Here is a 17,347-nt window from a genome sequence, read left to right on the forward strand (position 1 = left end):
AGACCACAACGGGAGAAATACTTTGGATAAGTACGTACTTTGGTATGAAGAGTTAGGCATGGGTGACGTCGAGCGCGTTGGTGGTAAAAACGCGTCTTTAGGCGAGATGATTAGTAACCTAAGCAATATGGGTGTTAGTGTACCTGGCGGTTTCGCCACTACAGCTGATGCTTTTAGAGCTTTCCTTGAGCAAAGCGGCCTAAACGAAAAAATTAATAATGAGCTAGATGGATTAGACGTTGATGACGTTGAGAAGCTGGCAGAAGTTGGTGCGAAGATTCGTGGCTGGATCATGGATACGCCGTTTATCCCAGAAATGGAAATGGCCATCACCGACGCTTATAACAAACTAAAAGGCGATTCGAACGAAGAATTCGCTGTTGCTGTACGCTCTTCAGCTACCGCTGAAGATTTACCTGATGCTTCTTTCGCAGGTCAACAAGAAACTTTTCTTAACGTCCGCGGTTTAGACAATGTGATGAAGGCGCTGAAAGAAGTATTTGCGTCTTTATTTAATGACCGCGCGATTTCGTACCGTGTCCACCAAGGTTTTGAGCACAAGTTAGTGGCTTTGTCTGCGGGTGTACAGAAAATGGTACGCAGTGATATCGCTTCTAGTGGTGTTATGTTCACTATGGATACGGAGTCTGGCTTTGAAGACGTTGTCTTTATCACAGGAGCTTACGGTCTTGGTGAAACAGTGGTGCAAGGTGCTGTAAACCCTGATGAATTCTATGTTTATAAACCGACCTTAGAGCAAGGACGTCAAGCTATCGTGCGTAAAACATTGGGTGGCAAAGCCATCAAGATGGTTTATACCGATAACAATGAGCACGATAAGAGCATTGAAACGGTAAGCGTTGAACACAACGAACGCATGAACTTCTGTATTAATAATGCAGAAGTACAGGAGCTTGCCAAACAAGCCATGATCATCGAGAAGCACTATAAGCGTCCAATGGACATCGAGTGGGCTAAAGACGGTGCTGACGGTAAGTTATATATTGTTCAGGCTCGTCCTGAAACCGTTAAAAGCCGCGCCGATAAAAACGTTATCGAGCGTTATCAGTTAAAGAATAAGTCTGAACTTGTGGCGACAGGGCGTGCAATTGGCCAGCGTATTGGTAAAGGTAAGGCGCGTGTTGTTAATTCGATTGATGACATGAAAACGGTTCAGAAAGGCGACGTTTTAGTAACAGATATGACGGATCCAGATTGGGAGCCAGTCATGAAGCGCGCTGCTGCAATCGTCACCAACCGTGGTGGCCGTACTTGTCACGCAGCGATTATTGCGCGTGAGCTGGGTATTCCAGCTGTTGTGGGTTGCGGTGACGCAACTGACCGCATTAAAGACGGCGCAGAAGTTACTGTGAGCTGCTCAGAAGGCGATACCGGTAATATTTATAAAGGTTTGTTAGATTTTGAAGTCAACAAGAGCTCGGTAAAAGACATGCCTGAGCTTCCATTCAAAATCATGATGAACGTGGGTAACCCAGATCGCGCCTTTGATTTTGGTCAATTACCAAACGCAGGCGTAGGTTTAGCGCGTTTAGAGTTTATTATTAACCGCATGATTGGGGTTCACCCGAAAGCCTTGTTGAATTATGACAAGCTTGAAGATGATAACCTGAAAAAGACGATTGCGATGCAAATGTCTGGTTACGCAAATCCGAAAGAGTTTTACATCAGTAAGTTGGTAGAAGGTATTTCGACTATTGCCTGTGCCTTTGCGCCAGAAAAGGTTATCGTGCGTATGTCTGACTTCAAGTCGAATGAATATGCGAACTTGATTGGTGGTAGTCTTTACGAGCCTCACGAAGAGAACCCAATGATTGGATTCCGTGGTGCCGCGCGTTATATCTCTGAAGATTTCCGTGATTGCTTTGAGCTAGAGTGTGAAGCGATTAAGCGTGTTCGTAACAAAATGGGCTTCAACAATGTTGAAATCATGATCCCATTCGTGCGTACTCTAGGTGAAGCGAAGCGCGTCATTGAGTTACTGGAAGAAAACGGTCTTAAACGTGGAGACAACGGCTTACGGGTTATTATGATGTGTGAACTGCCTTCCAATGCCGTGCTAGCACAAGAGTTCTTGAAGTATTTTGATGGCTTCTCCATTGGCTCAAACGATTTAACGCAGCTTTCTTTAGGCTTAGATCGTGACTCAGGCATTATTTCGCACTTGTTTGATGAGCGAGACCCGACGGTAAAAGTACTGTTAGCTAATGCTATTAAGGCATGTAAAAAAGCGAATAAGTACATTGGTATATGTGGGCAGGGCCCTTCGGACCATCCAGACTTCGCAAAATGGCTAATGGAGCAGGGTATCGATAGTGTTTCTCTTAACCCTGATACCGTGCTAGAAACTTGGCTTTTCTTGGGTAAAAAGTCATAACTCCTAGCTGTTGTAGCTAGCAGTGGTAATCAAAAAAGCGGTGTCTCAAACACCGCTTTTTTTATACTTGAAGTGTCTGGGGAAAATCAAGATAGGCAACTTGCATTAACCACTGTTTTTCACACTGTGCTTGCCAACAACCTCTATTACTAGTGTTTGGAGCTGAAATTTCCTAATTCACACTTTAAGGAATTTTACTTTGTGATTGTGTAACTGCGTGGCATACTTATATGCGTGATTCAGGAAATTGATAAATAAATTAGGAGGTTAACTCGATGAAAAAATTAGCTATCGCACTTTTGGCTTCAACTTTAATGGTTGCTTGTAGTGATGAAAGTCAAGAAGACGTTAAAGAAGAAACCAACGAAGCAGTTGAGTCGATGAAAGACGCAAGCAGTGAAGCTTGGAAAGAGACAAAAGAAGCAACAGCAACTGCGGTTGATAAGACCCAGGAGTTAGCATCTGACGCTGCTGATGCCACAAAAGAAGCTGCGCAAGATGTGAAAGAAGCAACAGTTGATGCTTATGATGCAACGAAAGAAGAAGCTCAAGAAATGCTTGATGATGCCGAGCAATCTTTGGAAGAAGCAAAAGCTGAGTCTGAAAAAGCTTTGGCTGAAGCCGAAAGAGAGCTTGAAGAAGCGAAAGAAGAGCTTGAACAAGAAGCAGAAGGCGATCACTAATCGTACTCTGAAGTAACTCGAAAGCCACTTGTTAGCGCAAGTGGCTTTTTTTATGTCTGATACTGGTGAATATTATTATGGGGATAAAAGTTCGTTTGGCTGAACTTGAAGAGGTGTATCCACTTAGAAGCGAGGTACTAAGGCCGGGGCAGCCGATGTCATCCTGTCATTATCCAGAAGATGATTTTGATGGGGTGTTTCATTTGGTGGCGGAAAATGACAACACAATTGTCGGTATAGGGTCATTTTATCCAGAAGAGTGCGTTGGGATTGATTCTGCAGCTAGTTATAGACTGCGTGGTATGGCGACAGTATCTTCGATTCGTGGGCAAGGTATTGGCAGAAACTTGCTAGAAGAAGGTATAAGACAGTGCCGGCTACGTGGAGCAGAGTTATTATGGTGTAACGCTCGAACTAGTGCGGTACCATTTTATCGTAAGCTCAATTTTGATATAAAAGGAGAAGAGTTTATGATTGACAGTATCGGACCTCATTTTCTTATGGTGTACCGATACGAATCGTAACAAGACCAATATTTAAAATAAGAACTAGGAAATTTATTCATGAGCCAGTCGTTGGATACACCGTTACAATTAGAAAATACCTTAGCCGCCTTTTACCGCTGGGAAAAAGCGAAATCTGAGCAACCATTTTTGCGTCAGCCGTATGGAAATGATTGGCAGGAATACAGCTGGAAGGAAGTTGGTCAGCAAATTCGAAAGATGGCAACTTATCTCAAGCGAGAGCTACCTGCGAATAGTAAAGTAGCCATATTCTCTTATAACTGTGCGCATTGGGTTATGGCTGATTTGGCGATCATGCTCGCAGGACACGTGAGTGTGCCTATTTATCCGAGTGCGGGTTCGGATACGGTTACGACGATTCTTGAACACAGTGAGTCTAAGTTAGTATTCGTAGGAAAGCTTCCTGATTGGGGTAAAAAATCAGGCGCCATCCCAGAAGGCATGAGGGTTCTCGGTTGTCATCAAGACCACGAGGGCTTAAAGGATTGGAATGAAATCATTGCGGGTGAAGAGCCTTATCCCGAGTCGCCTGTGCCTAGTTTCGATGAGTTAGCGACTATTGTTTACACCTCAGGCACCACAGGTATTCCTAAAGGTGTATTAATTAACCATCGAGTCTTGTCAAACGGCGCAGCAGCGGCTGCAGCGTTTATTGATTTAGAAGAAGAGCGTTGCTTTTCATATTTACCATTAGCGCACTGCGCAGAAAGAGAACTCACAGAAATCATTAGTATCCACACTGGTAGCTGTATTTCTTTTACTGAATCTCTCGATCGTTTCCAAGACAATATTCAGTCCGTTAGACCTACAATTTTCTTTGGTGTACCGCGAATTTGGTTAAAGTTTCAGCAAGGAATCGAAGAGAAGGTGGGTAAAACAAAACTTAAGATTTTACTTAAGATACCATTACTTAACCGTTTGATTAAAAAGAAAATACTGACTGGTCTTGGGCTCGATCAGGCCAAGATTTGTTTGTCCGGTGCGGCTGCATTGCCGGCTGCAACATCGAAGTTTTTTAAGTCTATAGGCTTGCCTATTTGCGAAGCTTATGGTCTCACAGAAACTATGGCATTCTCTCATGCGTCATCTCCGGAATACTGGAAGTTAGGCTCAGTTGGTGTCGCCATGCCAACTGCTGAAGCTAAAATTGCTGAGTCTGGCGAAGTGTTACTCCGTAGTCCCTGCTTGATGCAGGGTTATTACAAGGAGCCACTTAAAACACAAGAGGTTATTGATGAGGAAGGTTATTTCCATACAGGCGATTTAGGACGTATTGATGAGGATGGTTTCTTATTCATTACCGGTCGTGTCAAAGATATCTTTAAAACCTCTAAAGGGAAGTATGTCACTCCAGTTCCAATAGAGGCAACATTAGAGCCTGAACTCGGCGTCGAGCACTTGTGTGTAATTGGAGATGGTTTGCCTGCACCTATCGCTATTGCCTCTATTTACAACAAGGATTTCAGTGATAAAGATGGCTATTTAGAAGAGGCTAAGCAGCTTCTAATGAAGGTTAATAATAATCTAGAAGCTCATGAGAAGTTGGCAAAGCTAATACTGGTCAACGAAGAGTGGAGTCCTGAAAACGGCTTGATAACACCAACCTTAAAAATTCGCCGACAAAGTATAGAGGCTCACTATAAGCCAAAGATTGATAAATACATGAAGTCAGAGAGTTTGGTGGTTTGGGGTTAATAAAGTGTGAGCTACTTGGCTGAAACTTATTGAAAGTTAACAGTATTTTACGTTCATTTTCTTAATTCTATTGCTTGATATGGCATACTGTAGATGGTCTATAATCAACTTGATTAAGGAGAAATGACATGGGTATTTTAACTTGGATTGTAGTTGGCTTAGTAGCCGGAGCATTAGCAAAATTAATCATGCCAGGACCTGACGGCGGTGGTTGGATTCTAACAATCGTTCTAGGTATCGTAGGTGCATTTGTTGGTGGCTTTGTGGGTGGCTTACTAGGTTTAGGTGGTGAAGCTACAGGTTTTAACATTCCTACTCTTTTAACCGCTACTGGTGGTGCGATTATCATCTTGCTACTCTATAGAACCTTCAGAAAGCCATAATCTCAATGACCATCTCTCGGTTCATCTTTTATTCAGTTGAGCCGCAGTAAACTGTCTCCTGAAACTAGCCCCCGCTTATAAAAAGCTTGGATTGGCATCAGGAGACAGATTATGAAAATTAAAAAACCTCTTATTATATCGACTTTGGCGTTCACAGCGCTGTTATTACCTCTAACTGTGAGTGCGGATCACCGTGACCACAGGCATTCCCATTATGATGATCGTCATAGCTATCGTTATGTAAAAGCTAAGGTAGTTGATGTCGAGCCTATTTTTGAAAGAGGCCGTCGCTATCAAGAGCCAATCAGAACTTGTTATTCAGAAAGATCGCGTTATGATGCAAATGACCGTCGTGGAAAAGCTCTGCTAGGAAGCGTAATTGGAGGTGTTATCGGCTATCAAGTTGGTGATAAACCTCGTCATAAACGTATAGGTGCTGTTGCCGGGGCGGTGATTGGTGCTTCTGTAGCAAAAAACAGCTCTCGTGATAGAGATGCTCACTGCGAGACTCGTTACGAAACACGCTATGAAGATCGCCGTTTAGTCGGTTATGATGTGGAATATAAGTATAAAGGTCGCTATTACAATACTTTTACTGAGTATCGACCAGGTCGTTGGATTGAAGTGCCACGTCCAAGAAAACATCGCCGTTAAGATCAAGTTTAATAGTAATAACCAGTAAGAGATTGTAATGATCAAAAAAATAACTCTTTTAGCTTTAATGATGGCAACACTATTGTTTGCACCTAATACATACGGTGCGACCAAGCAAAAAGTGTTGCCAACCCCAGAGCTTCGAGAAAAAACAGCCTGCACACCAATTGGAAAAGGTGCTGCAATGAGTATCGCCGCGCGCAGAGCTGATGGCAAAGTTTTATCAGCGAGCCTAAATATGCGTGCGCGTCCTCCAGTCTATCGCGTCAAAGTTTTAACAAAGTCGGGGCGAGTTCGTCATATTTACGTGAATGCTTGTTCCGGGCGATGATAATAATGAGTTACTGTTAAGGACGGTAACTTAAGAATTTAATTAGGGGTTAATAACAATGAAAATACTCTTGATGGAAGATGATGATGCGTTGCGTCAACAACTAGTAACCGCTCTAGAAAAGCAAAGTTATGTTGTTGAGCAAGCACCAAATGGTGAAGAGGGACTTTATTTAGGGCGTGAATTTTCTTTCGACTTGGGAATCTTTGATTTAGGCTTGCCTGATATTTCTGGTATTGAGGTTATTGAGAGTTTGCGAGCCGAAGACGTCGATTTCCCAGTGTTAATTTTAACAGCGCGTGGTCATTGGCAAGATAAGGTTGATGGATTAGCGGCTGGTGCAGATGATTATTTGGTTAAACCCTTTCAAATTGAAGAGTTACTTGCCCGAGTTAATGCGCTGTTAAGACGTGCCTCAGGTTATGCCAAACCTGAGATTGAGAAGGGGCCGATAAGTCTTAATAGTCTTAAACAAGAAGTTAAAGTTCATGGCGAAGCGATGGACTTAACCGCCTACGAATACAAAGTTCTTGAATATTTAATGCTGAATCCGGACAAAGTCGTTTCAAAAACTGAACTGACCGAGCATCTTTATGCGCAAGATTATGATCGTGACTCGAATGTTCTCGAAGTGTTCGTTGGGAGATTGCGCAAGAAAATTGATCCAGACGGTAGCTTAAAGCCCATTGAAACCTTAAGAGGCCGTGGTTATAGATTAAATAGTGATTTGGATAAATCGTAATTAACCGTTAGGAAGTGACGTGGCTGAAAAGTCTGAAAGTAAGTCCAGTGTAGATAAATCGCATTATTCGCTACAGCGACGATTGCTATTAAATACCAGTGCTGTGCTGGTATTTTTTATTGCTGCCATGAGTTTTGTGCTTTTGGACTCTTACAAAGCCGGAATCCGTCAGGCTACTTTTGAACGTCTTTACGCACAGTTTTACAGTTTGCTTTCCTATGCAGAAGAAATTGAAGCCGGAGACCTTTTTATCCCCGAAGAAATCCCAAGCGATAAACGCTTTAACCAATACAATAGTGGGCTTTCGGCGTTGGTTTATGATGAAACGGAAAGCCTTATATGGAAATCTTTATCCGCACGCTATGATCAAGAGCAACACAAGGTTCCACTTCCGTTAAGTTTGCCTGGTGAAGGAACCTTGGCTGAAATTACTATGGAAGAAACTGAGTACTTCAGATTCCATTACATTGCAGAGTGGGAGTCACCAGAAGGAGCTGTTTCCTTGTATCACTTTGTGATTCTTGAGAATAAAAGACCTTTCAATCAAGTCATTTCAGCTTATCGCAACCAACTTTGGTTTTGGCTATCGATTATGGCGTTATCATTGTTGGTCATACTGTTTGCGGTCATGCGCTGGACGTTAAGACCAATTCGCCGTGCAGTTAAAGAATTGCGTCAGATTGAAAAAGGATTGTTAAATACTCTTTCTGATCGATACCCCCAAGAATTACAAACTTTAACCGAAAGTATTAACCGCTTTATTCAAAATGAACGCCACCAAAGTAAGCGTTATAAAGAAACGTTAGGTAATCTTGCTCATAGCCTAAAAACGCCACTCGCGGTAATGCACACGGCTTTGCAAAATAAAAGCCATGATGCAGAAGAGCTTTCTAATATTTGCTCCGAGCAAATTTCGAGAATGGATCAGATTGTAGCTTATCAATTACAGAGAGCTACTAGCGGCCCACAGGTAATGATGCGCTCTATGGAAGTTGAGCCGGCAATGCAAAAAATCACAACAAGCTTATCGAAAGTCTATCATGAGAAGCGCTTAACTATAGACGTTGATATTGCGGAAGGCCTTTCAGTTGCCCTTGATGAAGGCGACTTCTATGAGGTATTCGGTAATGTTCTCGACAACGCCTGTAAATGGACAAAAACAAAAGTTCGTATACGGGGCGAAAGGGTCAATGGAATGGTTGTTATTAGCGTTGAAGATGACGGTCCTGGAATCCCTGAAAAAGTCAGGCTCGCTATCTTATCGCGAGGCAAACGTCTAGACGAAACGGTTGAGGGACAGGGAATTGGTATGTCCGTGGTTAAAGAAATTGTTGCTGCTTACCAAGGTCAGATCGATATAGATAAAAGTAAACTTGGTGGAGCATTGATGAAGTTGAGTTTCAAATAAACTGAAGCTGACAGGCTTGTTTTTATTAACTTAATTCTTACCTTTCGATACGAGAGCTAGCTCCATGCTCCACAGTATGTTATTAACCTTGGTTGTACTCCCATACTATTGCTTGTAGACCTCCAGTACAATTATCTGTAATCTAATCTTAATGTATTTACAAAATTCTTAATCTCATTAGAGGGAAGAGGGGATAACTTAGTTGCTTCGCTAGCTTGGGACTATATCTTTAATGCCTACTTTAGAACTTACAAGTGATCTTGCAACTGCAATTACAAATTCTTTGCCCATTGGCATTTGTGTAGCGACCCATGACGGAGAAATTGTATATGCGAATTGTAAAGCTGAGGATATATTCGGTTATCGCCCAGGAGGGATGACTAACCGCTGTATTGAAGAGCTTATCCCTGAAGGTTATCGAAACTCACATAAAAAACTGAGAGAAATTTACACAGCAAGCCCAACGGATACAGCAATGGCTGGGGGGCGAGTGTTACTCGGCCTTAAAAAAGATGGGGTGGAAATTCACTTGCAGATCGGTTTAACACCACTGAACAATAAGCTTATTTTAATTTCTTTAATCGAAACGACTAACAAAATAATTAAACCCTCAAATTCTAATGACCCTTTAACAGGGTTAGCTAACCGAAAATCTTTTGATGAATATAGTCAGAAGTTAAGGAAGCTTGCCATACGTGAGAAAAAATCCCTGTCAGTAGCTTTCATTGATTTAGATAATTTTAAGTCCGTAAATGATAAATATGGTCATCGGTTTGGGGATAAAGTTATATGTAAGGTTGCTCGACTTCTTAGCAAGCATATCAGGGAAAGTGATATTTTAGCGCGGTTTGGTGGCGATGAATTTGTTTTATGTCTATATGATATTGGCGATCTTAACCAATTACGCAAATTATTAAATAATCTGATTCAACAAATATCTGCGGTTAATGAAATACAAGGAAAATCTTTTAGGATAGGCGCAAGCATCGGTGCGATTATAACTCATAAGGCTGAAAACATAGAGCTTGTTGAGATAATAGAAATAACCGATAGGTTAATGTATCAGGCGAAACAAAGTGGTAAGGGAGTCTCCGTTATACATGAAATTGATAATATAAAAGATGTAGAAAACATTTAGCCCCTGACTAGTTATTCTTTACTTTTTAAGTCTCAACCCAAAAAGCGTTATGGTAATTAAAAATAGCCTGGTGTAGTATTTTTTCTTTTTTCCTTAAAAGAGGTTAGCTATAACGTATGGCAATAACTGATAATAAACAGCGTTACGGTAATGTGAGCCGTTTACTTCATTGGGGCTTGGCCTTGTTAATAATTTGGCAGTTTTTAAGTGCGTCTGCTCGTTTTTTCTTTGAAGATACTTCCATTGAGGCATTTTTCTGGCCAACGCATAAGCCTGTTGGGTTTTTAATTCTTGTGTTGATGGTGTTGCGTCTTGTTTGGGCTTTGGTGAATGTGAAGAGAAGACCGGAGTCGGTAAACCTTCTAGCAAAGCTAGGCCATGTAAGTATGTATCTCCTATTATTCGCTGTTCCTGTGGTGGCTTTGTTCCGTCAATATGGCGCAGGTAGAAGTTTTGATCCTTTTGGCATTCCTGTATTTTCTGGCTTTGAGGGTGAGAAAATTCGTTGGATGATTGACTTAGGCAGTGACTTCCACAGCACTCTCGGTTGGATTTTACTAGCGCTAATTGTGGGACATATCATGATGGCGGTTTGGCGTCAAAAGAGCGATAAAACAAGTGTTATTCCACGTATGTGGGGTAAGTAATATCTAGTAGCCTCGAGTATTTTCGGGGCTACTATCATTTCATTCCATGACAAGGCTATAGTTCCGTCATAAAATAAGGCCATGCCTGAGCCTTTGTCTGACACCCCAATAAATCGAAAAATCATCCACGTGGATATGGACTGTTTTTATGCAGCCATTGAGATGAGGGATGATCCATTATTACGCGGTGCAGCGGTTGCGGTAGGTGGATCGCCAGACAAACGTGGGGTGATTGCCACTTGTAATTATGAAGCTCGAAGCTATGGCATTCACTCCGCAATGGCTTCGGCCCACGCCAAGCGGCTATGTCCAAATCTGATTATAGTGCCGCCGAACTTTGACAAGTATCGCCATGACTCCAAGGTGATTCGCTCTATTTTTGCCAAGTATACACCGCTTATTGAGCCCCTCTCTTTAGACGAAGCCTTTTTGGATGTGACTGAATCTTCGCACTATAAGGGAAGTGCGACTTATATAGCGCAGGCAATTCGTCATGATATATATCAAGAACTTGAGTTAACGGCTTCGGCGGGCATTGCGCCGAATAAATTCTTGGCTAAAGTGGCATCTGATTGGAAAAAGCCGAATGGACAGTTTGTTATAGAGCCCTCGACAGTCGACTCCTTTATGCTCGACTTGGAGGTAAAGAAAATCCCTGGGGTTGGCAAGAAAACCGCAGAAAAGCTTCATAACATGGGTATTTATACTTGTAAGGATTTGCAAACGCTTGAGTTATTGGAACTTACGCGGAAGTTTGGTGCTTTTGGTCGAAGTTTGTATTATTTATCGCGCGGAATTGATAACCGAGCTGTGATTACGCATTACCCACGTAAGTCGCTAAGCGTTGAAAATACCTACGATAAAGATTTATACACGCTCGAGGAATGTCAATCTGAGATACCTAAGTTGCTCTCAACATTAAAACAACGTTTGGCTCGATCGAAAGTGGATGCGCCGGTGAATAAAATGTTTGTTAAATTGAAGTTTAGCGACTTTACGGCTACGACTGTCGAGAGAACAAGCTTTGGAGTGAATGATGAGTTGTTCTATGAGTTAATGGACGAAGGGTTTCACCGAAGAGAGAAATCGGTTCGGTTATTAGGGGTGGGAGTTCGCTTCCAAAACGCCGAGTCTACTCACTTTGTGCAGTTGCCTCTGGAATACTTGGACGGTGCTTTTGATGATGAAATTGATGAAGAAAGTCACTAGCCAAGCTTTTCTCATAGTGGTAAGGTTAGCCGATAATTTTAACTTATAAGCTGCATGGGGAAGATTTTTGGACATTATTGAAACAATTAAGAACGGACTGGATTATCTCGATGGATTTCTTGGTTCGGCGGATTACTTTCCGTTTCTATTAATTGGCGTCGGTTTATTTTTCACTATTTACCTAGGTTTACCGCAAGTTCGTTATTTCGGGCAAGCAGTTAGAATCGTTAAAGGTAAATACAGCAAGAGCTCAGATCCAGGCGATACGTCTCACTTCGCCGCCTTATCAACAGCGCTATCAGGCACCGTTGGTACGGGTAATATCGGTGGCGTTGCACTGGCTATCTTTATGGGTGGTCCTGCGGCGATTTTCTGGATGTGGGTTACTGCGTTTTTAGGCATGACCACGAAGTTTGTAGAGGTTACCTTATCTCACAAATACCGTGAAAAAACAGAAGACGGCACCATGGCTGGCGGCCCGATGTACTACATGGAAAAGAAACTGAATATGAAGTGGTTAGCGGTGATATTCGCGCTAGCGACGATTATTAGTTCCTTTGGTACGGGTAACATGCCTCAAATCAATAACATTGCTCAAGTAATGAACGATACTTTCTTGATCCCAAATTGGATCACTGGTGTGGTTCTTGCGATTTTGCTAGCGATGGTGATTATTGGTGGTATTAAACGTATTGCTAAAGTGGCGGAAAGAGTCGTACCTTTCATGGCGGTTCTTTACGTTATCGGTGCATTGCTGGTTATTATCTATAACTATCAAAACATCCTTCCTTCTTTCTCAGCGATTATCGGCAGTGTTTTCTCCGGCTCAGCGGCGGTTGGTGGTTTCTTAGGGGCTAGCTTTGCTTACGCCATGCAGCGTGGTGTAAACCGTGGCTTATTCTCAAACGAAGCGGGTCAAGGTTCAGCAGCTATTGCGCACTCGGCAGCAAGAGGTAAAGAGCCAGCGTCAGAAGGTATGGTGTCACTGTTAGAGCCATTTATCGATACGCTGATTATTTGTACCTTAACTGCATTAGTGATTCTTTCATCAGGAGTGTGGAAAGATAAGCACCAAAACACCTTTGATAGAAATGACATGATTTTTGTTGTTGGGGAATACTCTGACTCAAATGAGAGTGACGTCAAGCAGTTGCAAATATTCTTAGATCGAAAAACTGAGAAAGAGTCGAAAGTACAACGTTTTGATGGCAGTATTTCTATCCAAAATGGTGAAGCAATCTCAGACGGGTACACTTTGATAAATGCACGCTCTATCGCTGAGGATGTGACTTATAGTCAGCGTGAAGAGGGTAGTTTAAAATCTCAGCCTATTACAGGTGAGATCACAGTCAAAAATGGTCGCCTAGAAAACCCAGATATTGTTGTCGAGGGTAAATCATTGATTCACTCTGCGAGCCTAACAGCTGAGGCATTCACAAAAGGCTTCCTAGGTGAGAATGGTAAATACATTGTTTCTCTGGGTCTTTTACTCTTCGCGTTTACAACCGCAATCGCTTGGTCATATTACGGCGATAGAGCGGTAACCTATCTCTTTGGCTCCAAAGGTGTTCATATTTATCGCGTTTTCTACGTAGCTATGTTTGCTCTAGCTGCGGTTGTTGATACTACAGTAGTTTGGGCGTTGGCTAACGTGGCTATTGTAATGATGACGATTCCGAACTTGATAGGAATCATGTTGTTGCATAAAGATATGAAGAATACGGTCAAAGAATATTGGGCAGATTTTCGTAAGGAAAATCCTAAATAGACTTTCTAAACGTTGTATAAAAGCCCTGGCATTGTTCAGGGCTTTTTTTATGCATTGTTATTTATTCTTAATCTAGGCTAGACAAGGGTAAATTATATTTCCTATACTAAGCTGGTCAGACCATAGCCGAGCTATGCTCTATCTTCAATTTTTATAACCCGCAATAGTAGGAGAAAGTATGCAATATCAAGCCCCTGTAGATGACATGATGTTTCTTGTTAGAGACGTCTTCTCACTCACTAAACGATTAGGCCATATTGCTGACTTTTCAGACTTTGACGAGGACTTATATCACGCCATTCTAGAAGAGGCGGGGAAGTTTGCCACTGGCGTGTTGCAACCAATAAATCGATCTGGTGATGAAGAAGGGTGTCACTTTGAGGATGGGGTTGTAACTACGCCTAAAGGCTTTAAAGAAGCCTATCAAGCTTATGTCGAAGGTGGCTGGCAGTCGATTACTGCTGATCCTAATTATGGTGGCCAGGGCTTACCTAAAGCGCTACACGTTCTTATCGAAGAAATGTTCTATTCGGCAAATACTTCATTCTGCCTTTACGGCAGTTTAACTGGTGGCGCGACCCAATTGCTACAAGCTCATGCCGATGATGCGACTAAAGAAAAATACTTACCCAATTTAATCAGCGGCCAATGGTCAGGTTCTATGTGTTTAACCGAAGCACACGCTGGCTCAGATCTGGGACTGCTCAAAACCAAAGCAGAGCCGAATGATGATGGTAGCTACTCCATTGAGGGTTCTAAGATTTTTATTACTGGTGGAGAGCATGATATGTCAGAAAATATCATCCATTTAGTGTTAGCGCGCTTGCCGGATGCCCCTGAGGGACCAAAAGGCATCAGTTTATTCTTAGTACCGAAGTTTTTCGTCAACGATGATGGTTCTCTAGGCGAGCGAAACGGCATTGTTTGTGGTTCGATTGAACATAAAATGGGCATTAAAGCTTCATCCACCTGTGTCATGAATATGGATAACGCTAAAGGGTGGTTAATTGGCCCGCCACATCGCGGTCTGGCTTGTATGTTTACCATGATGAACCTCGAACGCTTATCTATCGGTATTCAAGGCATCGGCCTTGGCGAAATGTCGTATCAGCAGGCCAATACGTATGCAAACGAACGCTTGCAAGGTAAGGCGACTGACGGTGAAGCTCCGGCACCATTGATCAAGCACGGCGATGTACAGCGTATGTTGAATACTATGGAATCCTTTAATAAAGGCGGTCGTGCGCTTGGTGTTTGGTTAGGAAGTTATTTAGATGTCGCCTTCCATAGCGAAGACAAAGAAGCGGTTAAGGTTGCCGATGTGATGTCGGCCTGGTTAACACCTATCGCCAAGGCCTATTTTACCGACGCTGGCTATGAAACCTGTACCATTGGGCAGCAAGTCTTTGGTGGCCATGGTTATGTTAGAGAGTGGGGCATGGAGCAGCACGTTCGCGACTGTCGAATTGCTCAAATCTACGAAGGCACTAACGGTATTCAAGCTTTAGATTTAGTCGGTCGAAAGCTTATTGGCAGTAAAGGTGAGTTTTTAGATACCTTCTTATCGGAAATCAATAAGGATTTAGAGGGGTTGCCAGCATCAGATCGCAAAGACAAAGTCATTAAGCATTTAAGCGAGCTTAAAGAACTTTCGACGACGATCATTACTAAAAGCGCCGACAAGCCAGATATGCCACAGTTAATTGCTTGCGACTACTTGCACTATGTAGCGCTTGTGACCTACGCCTATCTTTGGTTAAAGATGGAGGTTGCTGCAAATGGCGGGCTCGATGAACAGTCAGACTTTTTCTTCAAAAGGGTATTACCGCGAACTCTAGGCCTTAAAGCGAGCATTGAAAGCGAACTTTAATTGATAAACGCTTACCGATAACACTCCAAAAGCCTCACTCACGTGGGGCTTTTTTGTGCTATCTTGTTGCGTTGGGCTTGATTTCTGAACAAGAATTAACCTAACAACTTGAATAATAGCAAAAATTACTAGGATTTATCTCGCACCACTTGAGTGATAAGTCTAAATATGGTGTTATTAGCGGCTAGGATCAGGTTATAACAAAGATCTGTTACCCACTGTATAAAAAATTCTCGCTAATGAAGCGGGTTATAAAAGAGTTGTTTAATAGTGGTTCTATGACTATAAGCGATAGTTAAGCTCAATATTTCGAGTCTTGTCTAGGTGCCGTGCATCTGTATGTTCGTCATTGATTGCAAAGATTCATTGTGGCTTTATTTTCGTTAGCTCATTGCTGCTATCTTTGGCATCAAGAGTGTTAATAGAGTGAGTAACTGATCTTACAAAATACAATTAAACGGTAGGCACAATGGCGACAAATAGTAGAGGTCAATTTAACTCTCGCTTAGGGTTTGTATTAGCTGCGGCTGGTTCGGCTGTAGGTCTTGGCAACATCTGGAAATTCCCATTCGAAGTAGGTGACGGTGGCGGTGCCGCTTTCGTAGTTATCTACTTGGCATTCTGCTTCTTGCTGTGCTTCCCGGTAATGATTTCCGAAATTGCTATTGGTCGGAAAACTCAGCTTAACGCCGTTGGTGCTTTTAAAAAACTTGGCCATAAAAACTGGGCTTGGATCGGACTGCTAGGGATTCTTGCCGGTGTATTCATTCTATCTTTCTATAACGTTGTTGCTGGTTGGGCTTTTGGTTATTTCCTTGAAATGGCGCAAGGCAACTTCGATTTCCAGTCACCTGAAAAATTTGGGGCATTTATTGCAGACTGGCATCACATTTTCCTTTATGGATTAGTCTTTATGGCGGTGACCGCTTTTATCGTGTCTCGCGGTATTAAAGGCGGGATTGAAAAAGCAGCTAAAATTTTGATGCCAAGCTTATTCGCCATGATAATTGGCTTAATGCTTTATGCGTTTACGCTTGATAACGCTATGGATGGCATTAAGTACTATCTGGTGCCAGACTTCTCAGCGATTACAGGTGAGGTCATTTACTCTGCATTAGGGCAAGCATTCTTTTCTTTATCTCTAGGTATGGGCGCATTAATTACCTACGGTTCTTACGTTTCACGCAAGCAAGACATAGTTCGCTCGGCAGCTTTAATTACCATTACTGATGTGTCCGTTGCATTCTTAGCAGGCCTCATGATTTTCCCTTTCGTGGCTTTCCTAAGTTCAGGAAACATGGATGACGTATCTGGCGGTGCTGGCTTAATTTTCATGACGCTTCCTGGCGTTTTCGAGAGCTTAGGACCGTTATTAGGTAAAATTATTGGTGCTGTTTTCTTTTTATTACTATCTTTTGCTGCTTTAACTTCAACAGTATCATTGCTGGAAGTCCCAGTTGCCTATCTGGTTGATGAGAAAAAAATTAAACGACCGGTAGCAGTTTGGGGAACAGCGAGCTTTATCTTCTTGCTAGGTATTCCTTCGTTACTTGGTCATGGTGCAGTTGATTGGTTGTCGAGCTTTATGACACTTTATAAAGACGGCCAAGAAGCTAACGCATCTTTCATGGATTTCGTGGAGCTGATAGCGAGCGATACCTTCTTACCATTAGGCGGAACCATGATTGCTATCTTTACTGCCTATGTTTGGAAGAAACACAATTTAAATGCAGAATTGATGGAAGGGCGCGCCACACAAAGCAAGTGGTTATTGAACTACATTAACTTTGCAGTAATGATTTTCTGTCCTCTAATTTTAGGGACTATTACAATAATAACTGTTTTAGAGAGATTCTTTGGAATCCAAGTCTTTTAATTCACTTTAGTTTTGGGATTATGT

15 protein-coding genes are annotated in these 17,347 nt (G+C 42.3%); all 15 read left to right on the forward strand.

Features of this window, described 5'->3' with window-relative positions; translation table 11 throughout:
• Positions 1 to 22: 22 nt before the first annotated feature.
• The 15 genes from ppsA (at position 23) to ABD128_RS09605 (ending at position 17,323) form a co-directional block, all read left to right on the forward strand.
• Positions 23 to 2,395 (forward strand): phosphoenolpyruvate synthase, encoded by a 2,373-nt coding sequence (gene ppsA / locus ABD128_RS09535; protein WP_343989581.1) that lies wholly within the window; start codon positions 23 to 25, stop codon positions 2,393 to 2,395.
• Positions 2,396 to 2,670: 275 nt separating this feature from the next.
• Positions 2,671 to 3,078 carry a hypothetical protein gene (locus ABD128_RS09540; protein WP_343989583.1) on the forward strand — a complete coding sequence of 136 codons (408 nt, stop codon included), beginning with the start codon at positions 2,671 to 2,673 and terminating at the stop codon, positions 3,076 to 3,078.
• 77 nt (positions 3,079 to 3,155) lie between these two features.
• Complete coding sequence (locus tag ABD128_RS09545; RefSeq protein WP_343989585.1) at positions 3,156 to 3,602, forward strand: GNAT family N-acetyltransferase; 447 nt, start codon at positions 3,156 to 3,158, stop codon at positions 3,600 to 3,602.
• 39 nt (positions 3,603 to 3,641) lie between these two features.
• Positions 3,642 to 5,297 (forward strand): AMP-binding protein, encoded by a 1,656-nt coding sequence (locus ABD128_RS09550; RefSeq protein WP_343989587.1) that lies wholly within the window; start codon positions 3,642 to 3,644, stop codon positions 5,295 to 5,297.
• A 128-nt stretch (positions 5,298 to 5,425) separates the two neighbouring features.
• On the forward strand, positions 5,426 to 5,680 hold the full coding sequence (locus tag ABD128_RS09555) for a GlsB/YeaQ/YmgE family stress response membrane protein (protein ID WP_110201734.1): 255 nt from the start codon (positions 5,426 to 5,428) through the stop codon (positions 5,678 to 5,680).
• Positions 5,681 to 5,791: 111 nt separating this feature from the next.
• Positions 5,792 to 6,334 (forward strand): glycine zipper 2TM domain-containing protein, encoded by a 543-nt coding sequence (locus tag ABD128_RS09560; protein WP_343989590.1) that lies wholly within the window; start codon positions 5,792 to 5,794, stop codon positions 6,332 to 6,334.
• Between the two features lie 37 nt (positions 6,335 to 6,371).
• Positions 6,372 to 6,665, forward strand: a complete 294-nt coding sequence (locus tag ABD128_RS09565; protein WP_343989592.1) for a PepSY domain-containing protein — start codon at positions 6,372 to 6,374, stop codon at positions 6,663 to 6,665.
• Between the two features lie 58 nt (positions 6,666 to 6,723).
• Complete coding sequence (locus ABD128_RS09570; protein ID WP_343989594.1) at positions 6,724 to 7,407, forward strand: response regulator transcription factor; 684 nt, start codon at positions 6,724 to 6,726, stop codon at positions 7,405 to 7,407.
• Between the two features lie 19 nt (positions 7,408 to 7,426).
• Positions 7,427 to 8,815 (forward strand): ATP-binding protein, encoded by a 1,389-nt coding sequence (locus ABD128_RS09575; RefSeq protein ID WP_343989596.1) that lies wholly within the window; start codon positions 7,427 to 7,429, stop codon positions 8,813 to 8,815.
• 232 nt (positions 8,816 to 9,047) lie between these two features.
• On the forward strand, positions 9,048 to 9,953 hold the full coding sequence (locus ABD128_RS09580; protein WP_343989598.1) for a sensor domain-containing diguanylate cyclase: 906 nt from the start codon (positions 9,048 to 9,050) through the stop codon (positions 9,951 to 9,953).
• A 116-nt stretch (positions 9,954 to 10,069) separates the two neighbouring features.
• On the forward strand, positions 10,070 to 10,600 hold the full coding sequence (locus ABD128_RS09585) for a cytochrome b (RefSeq protein WP_343989600.1): 531 nt from the start codon (positions 10,070 to 10,072) through the stop codon (positions 10,598 to 10,600).
• Positions 10,601 to 10,681: 81 nt separating this feature from the next.
• Entirely contained in the window at positions 10,682 to 11,809 is a 1,128-nt protein-coding gene (gene dinB / locus ABD128_RS09590; RefSeq protein WP_343989602.1) for a DNA polymerase IV, read from the forward strand.
• 76 nt (positions 11,810 to 11,885) lie between these two features.
• Positions 11,886 to 13,577 carry an alanine/glycine:cation symporter family protein gene (locus ABD128_RS09595; RefSeq protein ID WP_343990479.1) on the forward strand — a complete coding sequence of 564 codons (1,692 nt, stop codon included), beginning with the start codon at positions 11,886 to 11,888 and terminating at the stop codon, positions 13,575 to 13,577.
• 178 nt (positions 13,578 to 13,755) lie between these two features.
• Entirely contained in the window at positions 13,756 to 15,447 is a 1,692-nt protein-coding gene (locus ABD128_RS09600; RefSeq protein WP_343989604.1) for an acyl-CoA dehydrogenase family protein, read from the forward strand.
• Between the two features lie 469 nt (positions 15,448 to 15,916).
• The gene (locus ABD128_RS09605) at positions 15,917 to 17,323 is read left to right on the forward strand and encodes a sodium-dependent transporter (protein ID WP_343989606.1); all 1,407 of its coding nucleotides are present in this window, start codon (positions 15,917 to 15,919) and stop codon (positions 17,321 to 17,323) included.
• The last annotated feature ends 24 nt before the right edge of the window (positions 17,324 to 17,347 follow it).

This window comes from Kangiella japonica (genome assembly GCF_039523535.1).
In the GTDB taxonomy this organism is placed as follows: domain Bacteria; phylum Pseudomonadota; class Gammaproteobacteria; order Enterobacterales; family Kangiellaceae; genus Kangiella; species Kangiella japonica.